The following is a 12,611-nucleotide window of genomic DNA, read 5'->3' on the forward strand; positions in this document are numbered from 1 at the left end:
TTCGATTCACGTTCGCTTCATTCATTTTCTATTCGCCGATTCGATCGATCTTTCTTCCGATGCCGTATCTCACCGCACTCGCCATCGCCCATTACCGATCGCTGCGCGAGCTCATCGTGCCGCTCGCGACGCTCAACGTGATCACCGGGCCGAACGGCAGCGGCAAGTCGAGCCTGTATCGCGCGCTGCGCTTGCTCGCGGATACCGCGCAGGGCCGCGTGATTCCGTCGCTCGCGCGCGAGGGCGGGCTGCCGTCGACGCTGTGGGCGGGCCCCGAGCGCTTCTCACGCGGGATGCTGACGGGCGAGGTGCCGGTGACGGGCACGGTTCGCAGCGAGCCGGTGAGCCTGAAGCTCGGCTTCGCGTGCGACGACTTCGGCTACGCGATCGATCTCGGGCTGCCGTCGTCGAACGGCGAGACCGCGTTCGGGCTCGATCCGGTCGTCAAGCGCGAGTGCATCTGGAGCGGGCCGATGCTGCGGCCGTCGACGCTCCTCGTCGACCGGCACGGCGCGCAGCTTCGCACGCGCGACGAAGCGGGCGGCTGGCAGACCGTGCCGCAGCCCGTCGCGAGCTTCGACAGCATGATGACCGAGTTCTCGGACCCGCGCGGCGCGCCGGAGATGATCGCGGTGCGCGAGCGGATCCGCTCGTGGCGCTTCTACGACCATTTCCGCACCGACGCGCTCGCGCCCGCGCGGCTTCCCCAAGTCGGCACGCATACGCCGGTGCTGTCCGACGACGGCGGCGATCTTGCGGCCGCGCTGCAGACGATCTACGAGATCGGCGCCGCCGCGGCGCTCGATGCGGCGATCGACGACGCGTTTCCCGGCGCTCGGCTCGAGATCGACAATCCGGGCAAGCGCGGCCGCTTCGAGGTGCTGATGCGGCAGCCGGGGCTGCTGCGGCCGCTGCGCGCGGCCGAGCTGTCGGACGGCACGCTGCGTTATCTGCTGCTCGTCGCGGCGCTGCTGACGCCGCGTCCGCCCGCGCTTCTCGTGCTGAACGAGCCGGAGACGAGCCTGCATCCGGATTTGCTGCCCGCGCTCGGCCGGCTGATTGCGCAGGCGGCCGAGCGTTCGCAGGTGATCGTCGTGTCGCACGCGGCGCGTCTCGTCGCGTCGCTCGAACGCGAGCCGGGCAGCCATTCGATCGTGCTCGAGAAAGCGCTGGGCGCGACGCGGATCGTCGATGCGGACGCGCTCGACCGGCCGGCATGGAAGTGGCCGGCGCGGTGAGCGCGTCCGGACGCGCTCGCACGGAAGGCGAGCGCGGCGCGGCGGCCGTGGGGTACGTGGGCGTATGATGGGCCCGCCTGGCCCGCCTGGCCCGCCTGGCCCGCCTGGCCCCGCGTGGCCCGACTCGGCTCGGCTCGGTTTGATTCGATTCGATTCGATTCGGCTCGGCTCGGCTCGGCTCGGCTCGGCTAGACTCGGCTAGACTCGACGCCGAGCCGACGGCACAGCCGGCGCGTGACGGTGCGGCTCACGAGCGGCTGCAGAGCGCTCGCGCGCGGCGCATGATGCGTGACGATCGGCAAGTCCCGAGTGGCTGGCGGGTATCGGAGGTTTGCGGCGGCGAGGGCTGGCGGCGGCGACAAGCGAAATAAGCGGCCGAGCAAGGTCAAGCGCGGCGTCGCGCCGCGTATTGCGGCATATTGAGGCGTATTGCGGCGCACCACGACGCCGCATACCGGAACGCCGCCGTCCCGGCAAAGCGCGGCGAAAACCGCCAAAAAGGGTCATGTTGCTGGACAATGCCCGCCGCGGCTGAAAACATGCGGCTGGTCCGAATGTATCCCGCCTGTAACAAGCCCCAAAAAATGCAATCGGTCCGTCGGGGCGCGCGTCAATCGCCAATAATGACAGTTTGCGGGCGCCGCCCGACGCCGGCTCGCTGGCCGGCCGCCACAGGAGATCGTACCCATGAGAATTGCGCAGATCGCCCCGTTGACCGAGTCGGTGCCGCCGAAGCTGTACGGCGGAACCGAGCGCGTCGTGTCGTACATCACCGAGGCGCTCGTCGACCTGGGCCATGACGTGACGCTGTTCGCGAGCGGCGACTCGATCACGCGCGCGAAGCTCGACGCGGTATGGCCGCGCGCGCTGCGGCTCGATTTATCGATTCGCGACCGGATCGCGCCGCACATGCTGCTGATGGAGACCGTCGCGCGCCGCGCCCGGGACTTCGACGTGCTCCATTTCCACATGGACTACTACTCGTTCTCGGTCTTCAAGCGTCAGGAGACGCCGTTCGTGACGACGCTGCACGGCCGTCTCGATCTGCCGGAGCAGCAGCCGGTGTTCGACACGTTCGACACCGCGCCCGTGATCTCGATCTCGAACGCGCAGCGTCAGCCGATGCCGCAGGCGAAGTGGCTGACGACCGTCTACCACGGGCTGCCGGAGATGCTCTACACGCCGCAGCCCGTCGAGCAGTCGTATCTCGCGTTCCTCGGCCGGATCTCGCCGGAGAAGCGCGTCGACACGGCGATCCGGATCGCGCAGCGCTGCGGGATGCGCATCCGGATCGCGGCGAAGATCGACGCGGCGGACGAAGAGTATTTCGAGCGCGAGATCAAGCCGCTCTTCGCGCTGCCGCACGTCGAGTACATCGGCGAGATCGCCGATCACGAGAAGGCCGCGTTCCTGTCGGGCGCGCATGCGCTGCTGTTCCCGATCGACTGGCCCGAGCCGTTCGGCCTCGTGATGATCGAAGCGATGGCGTGCGGCACGCCCGTCATCGCGTTCAATCGCGGCGCGGTGCCGGAGGTGATCGACGAAGGCGTGTCGGGCTTCATCGTCGAGGACGAGATCGGCGCCGCCGCCGCCGTGAACCGGCTGCACACGCTGTCGCGCGAGCGCGTGCGCGAGCGCTTCGAAGAGCGCTTCACGTCGCGCCGGATGGCGCAGCAATACGTCGACGTCTATCAATCGCTGATTCGCGCGCAGAAGCGCTCGCGCTTCAAGGTGATCGATTCGGCGTCTTGAGCGAACGAGGGCGGCGCGCCTCGCGTTGCCAGCCGCGCGCGGCGGGCCGTCGGATCGGACCATCGGGCGACGCATGAAAAAAACGGCGATGCGCATGAAAGCGCATCGCCGTTTTCGCATCGGCCGCCGCTTGGCCGCCGGTGCGGCGGCCAAGCGCGTCGGCGTCAGATCTTCAGCTTCGTGACCTTCGTGCCGCTGATCGACACGTCGCCCATCAGGCCGGCGTTCGTCAGCACGATCACTTCGACGGGCGCCGTCGCCGTCGTCGTGTCGATCGCGCCGTTCGCACCCATCTTCACGAGAGCGACCGATGCGTCGGCGCCTGCGGCCCAGCCTTCCGAGCCGCGGAACTTGTCGAGCGCGTCCTGCGTCATGAACAGGAACACGATCGCCTTCGACTGCGCACCCGCCTGCAGGCCGACCGACAGCGACGACGTGTTGTAGTAGCCGACCGTCGCACCGCCGACGCGCAGCGAGCCGTTGCCGGTCTGGCCGCCGATGATGAGGCCTGCCTGGATCACGTCCGGGAACACGAGCACGCCGCGCGACTTCGCGACGAGTTCACGCGAGCCGGGCACCGTCGAGTACAGGCGCGACAGCGTCGCGTCGACGCTCGCATCGATGGCTTGACGCTTCGACGCGTTGGTCGCGGCGGAGGCGGGCTTGTCCGGCGTCGTCGTGCAACCGGCGAGCGCCAGGCTGCCCACGACGAGTGCGGCGGCGGCTTTCAACACGAGATTGCGTTTCTGCATCGTTTTTCTCCATCAAGTGTAGATCAGCGTGATTCCCGCGAACGGGCGTGTCACGCGGGACTTTATAACACAGCGAACCGCTTTGCCTTACCGCTGTAAGGTGAAAGACCGTCAAATCGCGCGTTTCATTGTGCGACGGCACCCGTATGCGCGCGTTGTCCTGGGCCAAGGTTTGCATCGATGGACGATGTCGATGTCGTGAGCCGCGCAAACGTCAGTGATTGGAAACGGGCGGCTTGATGGGCGGGCGCCGCAGCGCGCGGCGCACAAGGCCGATCACCACGCCGCACGCAAACAGGAACGCGGCCGGGACGATCCAATAGCCGACGAACGCATGCCACAGATAGCTCGCGAGCGTGCGCTTGCGCACTGCGAATTCGTCGCGCGCCTCCTGCTGGCGGCGCGCGTTCGCCGCGAGCGCGTCGGCGGGGCAGCCCGCCGCGCGCGCTTCGTCCGGCTCGCCGCGGCAGACCGCCGCCGCGCCCGCCGCGCGCTGCGCGTCGGTGAGTTCCCAGGTCGTCAGCGCGAGCTTGAGGTCGGCGTAGTTGTAGGCCATCTCCTCGCGGATCTCACGCACGGCGACGATCGCGACGGGCACCGCCCAGAACACGATGACGATCAGCCAGCGCCGGAACCAGCGGCTTTGTCTCCATGCCATCCCGTGCCTCCATTTGATGCGCGGTGCGCATCCGTCATGAGGGCGGCCCGATGGCGATTCTTTTGAGTGGGGAGGGCCGCGCTGCAGCCATCATAGAAGAAAATGCGGCCAAACGCCGCAGTCGGCTGCGCGCCAACGCGTGCGCCGCAAAATAAAATGCCGCGCCCGTCGAAACGGTGCGCGGCATCGTGCCGATTCGCTGGAAGCGTCAGGCGGCAGGCTTTGCCGACAGGCAGTCCTTCATGAACGCCTTGCGGTCATCGCCCGTCTTGCCGGTGGCCTGCGTGTTGCAGGCCTTCATCTTTTCCTGCTGCGACATCTTCTTCGCCGGCTTCGCCGACAGGCAGTCCTTCATGAATGCCTTGCGCTCGTCGCCCGTCTTGCCGGCGGCTTGCGTGTTACAGGCCTTCATCTTGTCCTGCTGGCTGTTTGCGGCAAACGCGGGCGAAGCCAGCATGCCGCCGACGAGCAGCGCGGCCATCAGCGATCGGATCTTCATTGGACACTCCCAGTGGGTGAATTGCATCTTGTTCGATAAGCCGCGAATCGCGCGCCTGCGCGGGTCGCGGTTTGCATTATGGCAAATCGGCGCCGAAACGACAAAATACTCGGGAAAACGAGCGGTGCGCTATTTTTCGCGTGAAGCGGGCGCGGCGGCCCGGCGCGGGATGCGGCCGTCCGCGGCGGCCGAAGTGCTTTCGCAAGTCCGGAAACGCCGATGCCGCAAGCGTTTCGGGCGAATGCTCCGTGCCGGCGCCGCGCGCTCGTGCGAAGCCGGGCCGGGCCGTGCCGCCGTCGAATCTGTCTATTTCGAGATAACGCGAGCCGGCGCGGCGCGCGCGAATCGGTGCGATGCGAGCGCATCGTCCGGGAGTGCGAACGATTGCGACGCGCGACGCGCATCCGGCGAGGGCGGCTTGCGCCGCGCGCCCGCGCCCTCGGGAAAACTCCGCCCTTGCCGAACAGCGGTCCGCTGCCGTTACAATCGCGGCCATGAACGCACCGACATCTTCCAACACCCCCAACGTTTCGAGCGCGCCGCCGCGCGCGCTGCCACGCATCGCCGTCCTCGCGACGGGCGGCACGATCGCGGGCGCGGCGTCCGATGCCGCGCAGACGGCCGGCTACCAGGCGGGCGCGCTCGGCGTCGATCGGCTGCTTGCCGCCGTACCCGCGCTCGCGCAGATCGCGACGATCGAGGCCGAGCAGATCGCGAGCATCGACAGCAAGGACTTGTCGCCCGCGCTGTGGACGACGCTCGCCGAGCGGATCGATGCGCTCGCCGCCAATGACGCGATCGACGGCATCGTGATCACGCACGGCACCGACACGCTCGAAGAAACCGCGTACCTGCTGCACCTGACCGTGAAGACCGCGAAGCCCGTCGTGATGACGGCGGCGATGCGACCCGCGACCGCGCTGTCGTCCGACGGCCCGCTCAACCTGCTGAACGCGGTGGCGGTCGCAGGCAGCGCGGCGGCGCGCGGGCAGGGCGTGCTCGTCGCATTCAACAACCGGATCCATTGCGCGCGCGACGTCGTGAAGACGAGCACCTACGCGGTCGATGCGTTCCACTCGCCGGAGCTCGGCGCGCTCGGCTGGGTGCAGGACGGCCGCATCGAATTCGCGCGCCGCGCGACCCGCCCGCACACGCTCGACTCGCGCTTTTCGATCGGCGCCGCATGGCCGCAGGTCGACGTCGTCGTCAGCTACGCGGGCGCGTCGCGGGCGATGGTCGACGCATGCGTCGCCGAGGGCGCGCGCGGGCTCGTCGTCGCGGGCACGGGCAACGGATCGATCCACGCGACGCTGCAGACGGCGCTCGCCGAGGCGGCGGCGAAGGGCGTCGCGGTCGTGCGCGCGTCGCGCGTCGGCTCGGGCCACGTGATGCGCAACGGCGCGGCGAACGACGACGCGCTCGGCTTCGTGAGCGCAGGCTCGCTCAATCCGTACAAGGCGCGCGTGCTGCTGATGCTCGCGCTCGCGGCGGGCGTCGCCGGCGTGCACGAATTGCAGCAGGTATTCGACACGTATTGATCGGCGCGCGGCTCGCCGAGCGGGCCGCAGCGCAGCGCGTCGAATGGCATCGTGCGCGATCGAATCGCGTCGAATCGGAGGCGACGTCGACGCGCAAGAAAAACTGCGCCTGGTGAGCCGTTTGCCCAGCAGATTCGACTGCTCGTTCGCGGCGAATCTGTAACCCTGATTCCAGAAAGACGAAACCCCACGCTTCGAAAAACGTGGGGTTCGTCAGCATTCTGAACCGGCCCGAGGGCCGGTTTTTTTCATGATGCCCGCTGCGCGCGCGTCGTTCAGGACTGCGGCGGAATGACGAGCTTCTGGCCCGGGTAGATCCTGTCCGGGCTCGACAGCATCGGGCGGTTCGCCTGGAAGATCACGTCGTTCTTCGAGCCGTCGCCGTAGTACTTCTCGGCGATCTTCCACAGGTTGTCGCCGGAGACGACGTCGTGGTACTGCACTTGCGGATCGTCCGGCTGCAGGTCGTCGTCGTTGACGCCCGCGACGCCTTGCACGTTGCCCGCCGCCACCTTGACCTTGGCCTTCGTGTCGAGGTCCGCGACGCTGCCCGACAGCGTGACGGTGCGCGATGCGCCATCGAACGCGACCGTCAGGTTCGACGTGTCGAGACCCTGTGCGGAGATGTAGTTCTTGATCGCATCGGCGGCCGTCTGATTGGCCGCGGCGGGATCGGCTGCGGCTTGCTCGTCGCTCTTGCCGAGCAGTTTTTCACCCGCCTCTTTGATGAACGAAAGAAGACCCATCGCAACACTCCTTCAGGTGATTGAAAAAAGATGCGCCGTGAAGTCGAGAGAAGCACCGCAGCGGTGCGAAGCTTCTCGAAAGGCGTCGCGAAAGTGTAGGCGCTCGCGTTGCAAATTGCATGAAAAATCGCTTCGGCGAACGTAAAGAAATGTAATACGCGCTGTGACGAATCCGACAGACGGACACCCGACGACGACGTCTGACCGACCAAGGCTTCCCCGTCGACGCCGGGTGCCGCTGCGGACCCACCCGCCGCTCTCAGCCGAAAGCGGCTTCATTTGCCTGCCGCGTGCATGCCGCACGCGGCGAGGCGCCCCGTCGAGGATGCGTCGCGCACGCATCGCATTCGATTGCATCGAGCGTCACGCGGACGACTCGTCATTGTGGTAAGCGTCGACGTCGCGGCGCGGGCCGGCGACATCGCGATGCGGCTTCCGCTTGCGCGAACGGCGCTCGTGCGAGCTTGCGTTCGCGCTTCGTCGCGCCGCTCGCTTCGTCGCGCCGCCGCGCGGTGCGATTCGACGGATCGCGCCGGCGCGATCGCTCAGGCGACCTTCGCGTCGCTCGGCGGCTCGCCGATCTCGAAGTTCGACATGATCTCGAGCGCGCGCACGATCGCGGAGTGATCCCACGCGCCGCCGCCGTTCGCCGCGCACACGCTGAAGAGCTGCTGCGCGCTTGCCGTGTGCGGCAGCGCGATGTTCATCCGGCGCGCGCCGTCGAGCGCGAGATTCAGGTCCTTGCGATGCAGATCGATCCGGAAGCCCGGATCGAACGTGCGCTTCGTCATCCGTTCGCCGTGCAGCTCGAGAATCCGCGACGACGCGAAGCCGCCCATCAGCGCGCGGCGCACGCGCTCCGGATCGGCGCCCGAGCGCGCGGCGAACAGCAGCGCCTCGGCGACCGCTTCGATGTTCAGCGCGACGATGATCTGATTCGCGACCTTGCAGGTCTGGCCCGCGCCGTTGTCGCCGATCAGCGAGACGTTCTTGCCCATCAGGTCGAAGAGCGGCTTCGCGCGCTCGAACGCGCGTTGCGGGCCGCCGACCATGATCGTGAGCGTCGCGTCGCGCGCGCCGACTTCGCCGCCCGACACGGGCGCATCGAGATAGTCGCAGCCGAGCGCGTTGATCTCTTTCGCGAAGTCGCGCGTGTCGAGCGGCGAGATCGAGCTCATGTCGATCACGAGCTTGCCGGCGGCGAGGCCCTTCGCGATGCCGTCGTCGGCGAACAGCGCGTTTCGCACGTCGGGCGTGTCGGGCACCATCGTGATCACGATTTCCGACGCCTGCGCGACGGCCGTCGAATTCGCGACGACCTGCGTCTGATCGCGCAGGTCGGCCGGCACCGGATACGCGCCGTTCACGACGAGGCGGTGGCCGCCCTTGAGCAGGTTGCGCGCCATGTGCGCGCCCATGATGCCGAGGCCGATGAAGCCGATCGTTGCCATTGCGATGTCTCCTGTGAGTCCAGTGAATCCTGTGAACCGTGGGTTCGGAATGAGCGGATGCGCTCGCGTGCGAGCCGGATCAAGCGCCGCTGCGCGCGCGCTTCGCGTCGACGTGCGCGATCCGCTGCAGCCAGCCGAGACCTTCGGCCGTCGTCGTGCGCGGCTTGTATTCGCAGCCGACGTAGCCGTCGTAGCCGAGCTCGTCGAGCAGATCGAACAGATACGCGTAGTTGATCTCGCCCGTGCCGGGTTCGTGGCGGCCCGGGTTGTCCGCGAGCTGGACGTGCGCGATCGATCCGATGTGCTGCCTGATCGTCGCCGCGAGCTCGCCCTCCATCCGCTGCATGTGATAGATGTCGTACTGCAGGAACAGATTGTCGGAGCCGACCGCGCGGATCACGTCGAGCGCGTCGGCCGAGCGGTTCAGCGCGAAGCCCGGGATGTCGTACGAATTGCACGGCTCGACGAGCAGGCGAATGCCCGCCCGCTTCAATTCGGCGGCGGCGAAGCGCAGGTTCTCGACGATCGTGACGAGCGTCGTGTCGCGCTTCTGGCTCGCCGACGGAATGCCGACGAGGCAATTCACCTGCGGCGCCTTCAGCGCGTGCGCATACTCGATCGCGCGGCCGACGCCGTCCCGGAATTCGCCGACGCGATCGGGCAGGCATGCGATCCCCCGTTCGCCCTGATCCCAGTTGCCCGCGGGCAGGTTGTGCAGCACGAGGCGCAGGCGGTTCGCATCGAGCCGCTCGGCGAGTTCTTCCTTCTGATACGGATACGGGAACAGGAACTCGACGGCATCGAAGCCCGCGTCGGCCGCCGCCTTGAAGCGGTCGAGAAACGGCACCTCGTTGAACAGCATCGTCAGATTGGCTGCGAATTTCGGCATGTCTGTAGTCTCGCTGGTCGGTCAGTTGAGCAAATCGATCGAATTGATCAGCCAAGCTGATCAATAGGGCAACGCAATGAAGGCGGCGCGCATCAGTCGAGCAGCGAGATCGCGGTCGGCGCGTGCTCGGCCTTGCCCGCGAGATCCTCGAACTCGTTGATCGCGTCGATCTCGGCGCCCATCGAAATGTTCGTCACGCGCTCGAGGATCACTTCGACGACGACGGGCACGCTGAACTCGGCCGTCATCTGCCGCGCGCGTTCGAGCGCGGGCGCGATCTCTTCCGGCTTGAACACGCGCAGCGCCTTGCAGCCGAGCCCTTCGGCCACGGCGACGTGGTCGACGCCGTAGCCGTTCAGTTCGGGCGCGTTGACGTTGTCGAACGCGAGCTGCACGCAGTAGTCCATGTCGAACGCGCGCTGCGCCTGGCGGATCAGGCCGAGATACGAGTTGTTGACGACGACGTGCACGTACGGCAGCTTGAACTGCGCGCCGACCGCGAGCTCCTCGATCATGAACTGGAAGTCGTAGTCGCCCGACAGCGCGACGATCGGACGCCGCGGATCGGCCGCGCGCACGCCGAGCGCGGCGGGAATCGTCCAGCCGAGCGGGCCCGCCTGGCCGCAGTTGATCCAGTTGCGCGCCTTGAACACGTGCAGGAACTGCGCGGCCGCGATCTGCGACAGCCCGATCGTGCTCACGTAGCAGGTGTCGCGGCCGAACGCCTTGTTCATCTCTTCGTACACGCGCTGCGGCTTGACCGGCACGTCGTCGAAATGCGTCTTGCGCTGCAGCGTGCGCTTGCGCTGCTGGCAGTCGGCGACCCACGCGCCGCGATCCTTCAGCTTGCCCGCCGCCTTCCATTCGCGCGCGAGCTCGACGAACAGTTCGAGCGCCGCCTTCGCATCCGACACGATCCCGAGATCGGGGCCGAACACGCGGCCGATCTGCGTCGGTTCGATGTCGACGTGGACGAACTTGCGGCCCTTCGTATAGACGTCGATGCTGCCCGTGTGGCGGTTCGCCCAGCGGTTGCCGATGCCGAGCACGAAGTCGGACGCGAGCAGCGTCGCGTTGCCGTAGCGGTGCGACGTCTGCAGGCCGACCATGCCCGCCATCAGCGGATGGTCGTCGGGAATCGCGCCCCACGACATCAGCGTCGGAATCACCGGCACGCCGAGCGTCTCCGCGAATTCGACGAGCAGCTGCTCGGCGGCCGCGTTGATCACGCCGCCGCCGGATACGATGAGCGGGCGCTCGGCGTCGTTCAGCATCGCGAGCGCGGCCTCGATCTGCGTGCGCGTCGCGCGCGGCTTGTAGACGGGCAGCGGCTCGTAGGTCGCGATGTCGAATTCGATCTCGGCCAGTTGCACGTCGATCGGCAGATCGACCAGCACGGGCCCCGGGCGGCCCGAGCGCATCAGGTGGAACGCCTGCTGGAACACGCGCGGCACGAGCGCCGGCTCGCGCACCGTGACCGCCCATTTCGTGACGGGCTTCGCGATCGACTCGATGTCGACCGCCTGGAAATCTTCCTTGTAGAGCCGCGCGCGCGGCGCCTGGCCGGTGATCGCGAGAATCGGGATCGAGTCGGCCGACGCCGAGTAGAGGCCCGTGATCATGTCGGTGCCGGCGGGGCCCGACGTGCCGATGCACACGCCGATGTTGCCGGGCGCGGCGCGCGTGTAGCCTTCCGCCATGTGCGATGCGCCTTCGACGTGCCGCGCGAGCACGTGCCCGATCGCGCCCGAGCGGCGCAGCGCCGAGTACAGCGGGTTGATCGCCGCGCCCGGCACGCCGAACGCGGTCTGCACGCCTTCCTTCTCGAGCACGAGTACGGCGGCGTCGACGGCTCTCATCCTGGCCATGAAATGTCTCCTTGTTCGATGCGAATCGCGGGTTATCGCTGGTGTCGAAGACACTTTAGGGCCGCAGGAAAGGTTTGATAAGATTCGCTCGAGTCGCTTATTTCGAAACTAAAAGTATCGAATGCCGGGCGCATGCGGCGGCGCCGGGCGGGCAGGAGACAGCGGATGGACCGGTTCAAGCAGATCGAAACCTTCGTGCGGGTCGCCGACGCGGGCAGCCTCGCGGCGGCCGCGCTCGAGGAAGGGGTGTCGCCCGTCGTGCTCGGGCGGCGGATCGACGCGCTCGAGAAGCGCCTCGGCGTGAAGCTGATATACCGGTCGACGCGCCGGCTCGTCGTCAGCGAGGACGGCGCGGCGTTCCTCGAGCGCTGCCGCGGGCTCCTCTCCGAATGGGCGCAGGCGGAGAACGAGATCGCGGCCGGGCGCCGCGCGGTGAGCGGGCACCTGATCGTGTCGGCGCCCGCCGCGTTCGGCCGCAAGCACGTCGCGCCGCTCGCGCCCGCGTTCATCGCCGACAAGCCCGACTTGCAGATGTCGTTCAACCTGACCGACCGGGTGGTCGATCTCGTGCGCGAGGGCTACGACCTGTCGATCCGGATCGGCGGCGCGGTCGATCCGAATTTCGTCGCGGTGAAGCTCGCGTCGAACCGGCGCGTCGTGTGCGGGACGCCCGAGTATTTCCGCCGGCACGGCCGGCCGAAGACGCTCGACGACCTCGCGGCGCACAACTGCCTCGCGTTCAACCTGCAGGGCGGGCAGAACCGCGGCTGGTATTTCCGGCGCAACGGCAAGCTCGTCACGATGCGCGTGTCGGGCACGCTCGACTGCAACGACGGCGAGCTGCTGCACCGCTGGGCGTCGGAAGGGCTCGGGCTCGGCTGGCGCTCGACGTGGGAGATCGCGCAGCAGCTCGCGCGCGGCGAGCTCGAGACCGTGCTCGACGAATACGCGCTGCCCGACTACGACATCCTCGCCGTCTATCCGCAGCAGCGCTACGTGCCGGCGCGGGTCCGATATTTCATCGACTATCTGCGCGAGGTGTACGCGCGGCCCGGGTATTGGGAAGGCGCCGAGTGAGCGCGCGGCGCCGCGCGCGCGTTCTTTCGCGCGCGGCGCCAGTTCGCCAGTTCGCCAGTTCGCCAGTTCGCCAGTTCGCCAGTTCGCCAGTTCGCCAGTTCGCCAGTTCGCCAGTTCGCCAGTTCGCCAGTTCGCCAGTTCGC

At 67.7% G+C, this 12,611-nt stretch carries 11 protein-coding genes; 4 read left to right on the forward strand and 7 right to left on the reverse strand.

Annotation, left to right across the window (positions count from 1 at the left end):
• The first annotated feature begins 59 nt into the window (after nt 1-59).
• Nucleotides 60-1,238, forward strand: coding sequence for an AAA family ATPase (locus BG90_RS15605; protein WP_010103065.1), 1,179 nt, complete (start codon nt 60-62; stop codon nt 1,236-1,238).
• Between the two features lie 687 nt (nt 1,239-1,925).
• Entirely contained in the window at nt 1,926-2,990 is a 1,065-nt protein-coding gene (locus BG90_RS15610; protein ID WP_010103066.1) for a glycosyltransferase family 4 protein, read from the forward strand.
• A gap of 164 nt (nt 2,991-3,154) precedes the next feature.
• Here the strand turns inward: BG90_RS15610 and BG90_RS15615 are convergent, their stop codons facing one another.
• From BG90_RS15615 to BG90_RS15625, 3 genes are all read right to left on the reverse strand, one after another.
• On the reverse strand, nt 3,155-3,742 hold the full coding sequence (locus tag BG90_RS15615; RefSeq protein ID WP_010103067.1) for a BPSL1445 family SYLF domain-containing lipoprotein: 588 nt from the start codon (nt 3,740-3,742) through the stop codon (nt 3,155-3,157).
• 214 nt (nt 3,743-3,956) lie between these two features.
• Complete coding sequence (locus BG90_RS15620) at nt 3,957-4,400, reverse strand: membrane protein (protein WP_045568211.1); 444 nt, start codon at nt 4,398-4,400, stop codon at nt 3,957-3,959.
• A 208-nt stretch (nt 4,401-4,608) separates the two neighbouring features.
• On the reverse strand, nt 4,609-4,899 hold the full coding sequence (locus BG90_RS15625) for a PsiF family protein (RefSeq protein ID WP_010103077.1): 291 nt from the start codon (nt 4,897-4,899) through the stop codon (nt 4,609-4,611).
• Nucleotides 4,900-5,393: 494 nt separating this feature from the next.
• On the opposite strand from BG90_RS15625, the gene BG90_RS15630 reads away from it, so the two are divergent.
• Entirely contained in the window at nt 5,394-6,437 is a 1,044-nt protein-coding gene (locus BG90_RS15630) for an asparaginase (RefSeq protein WP_010114949.1), read from the forward strand.
• A gap of 275 nt (nt 6,438-6,712) precedes the next feature.
• On the opposite strand, the gene lysM is transcribed toward BG90_RS15630, so the two are convergent.
• The 4 genes from lysM to gcl form a co-directional block, all read right to left on the reverse strand.
• Nucleotides 6,713-7,183, reverse strand: a complete 471-nt coding sequence (lysM, locus tag BG90_RS15635; protein WP_010103083.1) for a peptidoglycan-binding protein LysM — start codon at nt 7,181-7,183, stop codon at nt 6,713-6,715.
• A 545-nt stretch (nt 7,184-7,728) separates the two neighbouring features.
• A complete protein-coding gene (locus BG90_RS15645; protein WP_010103087.1) occupies nt 7,729-8,634 on the reverse strand; it encodes a 2-hydroxy-3-oxopropionate reductase in 906 nt (301 codons plus the stop codon).
• A gap of 79 nt (nt 8,635-8,713) precedes the next feature.
• Nucleotides 8,714-9,523 (reverse strand): hydroxypyruvate isomerase, encoded by an 810-nt coding sequence (hyi, locus tag BG90_RS15650; protein WP_010103089.1) that lies wholly within the window; start codon nt 9,521-9,523, stop codon nt 8,714-8,716.
• A gap of 92 nt (nt 9,524-9,615) precedes the next feature.
• The gene (gene gcl, locus BG90_RS15655) at nt 9,616-11,391 is read right to left on the reverse strand and encodes a glyoxylate carboligase (protein WP_010114951.1); all 1,776 of its coding nucleotides are present in this window, start codon (nt 11,389-11,391) and stop codon (nt 9,616-9,618) included.
• A gap of 165 nt (nt 11,392-11,556) precedes the next feature.
• On the opposite strand from gcl, the gene BG90_RS15660 reads away from it, so the two are divergent.
• Complete coding sequence (locus BG90_RS15660; protein ID WP_010103093.1) at nt 11,557-12,468, forward strand: LysR family transcriptional regulator; 912 nt, start codon at nt 11,557-11,559, stop codon at nt 12,466-12,468.
• Nucleotides 12,469-12,611: the final 143 nt, after the last annotated feature.

The sequence above is a fragment of the Burkholderia oklahomensis C6786 genome (genome assembly GCF_000959365.1).
Lineage (GTDB): Bacteria > Pseudomonadota > Gammaproteobacteria > Burkholderiales > Burkholderiaceae > Burkholderia > Burkholderia oklahomensis.

Coding starts and splice junctions, on each gene's coding strand:
- BG90_RS15605 (WP_010103065.1), top strand. CDS start 60: ATGCCGTATCTCACCGCACTCGCCATCGCCCATTACCGATCGCTGCGC.
- BG90_RS15610 (WP_010103066.1), top strand. CDS start 1,926: ATGAGAATTGCGCAGATCGCCCCGTTGACCGAGTCGGTGCCGCCGAAG.
- BG90_RS15615 (WP_010103067.1), bottom strand. CDS start 3,742: ATGCAGAAACGCAATCTCGTGTTGAAAGCCGCCGCCGCACTCGTCGTG.
- BG90_RS15620 (WP_045568211.1), bottom strand. CDS start 4,400: ATGGCATGGAGACAAAGCCGCTGGTTCCGGCGCTGGCTGATCGTCATC.
- BG90_RS15625 (WP_010103077.1), bottom strand. CDS start 4,899: ATGAAGATCCGATCGCTGATGGCCGCGCTGCTCGTCGGCGGCATGCTG.
- BG90_RS15630 (WP_010114949.1), top strand. CDS start 5,394: ATGAACGCACCGACATCTTCCAACACCCCCAACGTTTCGAGCGCGCCG.
- lysM (WP_010103083.1), bottom strand. CDS start 7,183: ATGGGTCTTCTTTCGTTCATCAAAGAGGCGGGTGAAAAACTGCTCGGC.
- BG90_RS15645 (WP_010103087.1), bottom strand. CDS start 8,634: ATGGCAACGATCGGCTTCATCGGCCTCGGCATCATGGGCGCGCACATG.
- hyi (WP_010103089.1), bottom strand. CDS start 9,523: ATGCCGAAATTCGCAGCCAATCTGACGATGCTGTTCAACGAGGTGCCG.
- gcl (WP_010114951.1), bottom strand. CDS start 11,391: ATGGCCAGGATGAGAGCCGTCGACGCCGCCGTACTCGTGCTCGAGAAG.
- BG90_RS15660 (WP_010103093.1), top strand. CDS start 11,557: ATGGACCGGTTCAAGCAGATCGAAACCTTCGTGCGGGTCGCCGACGCG.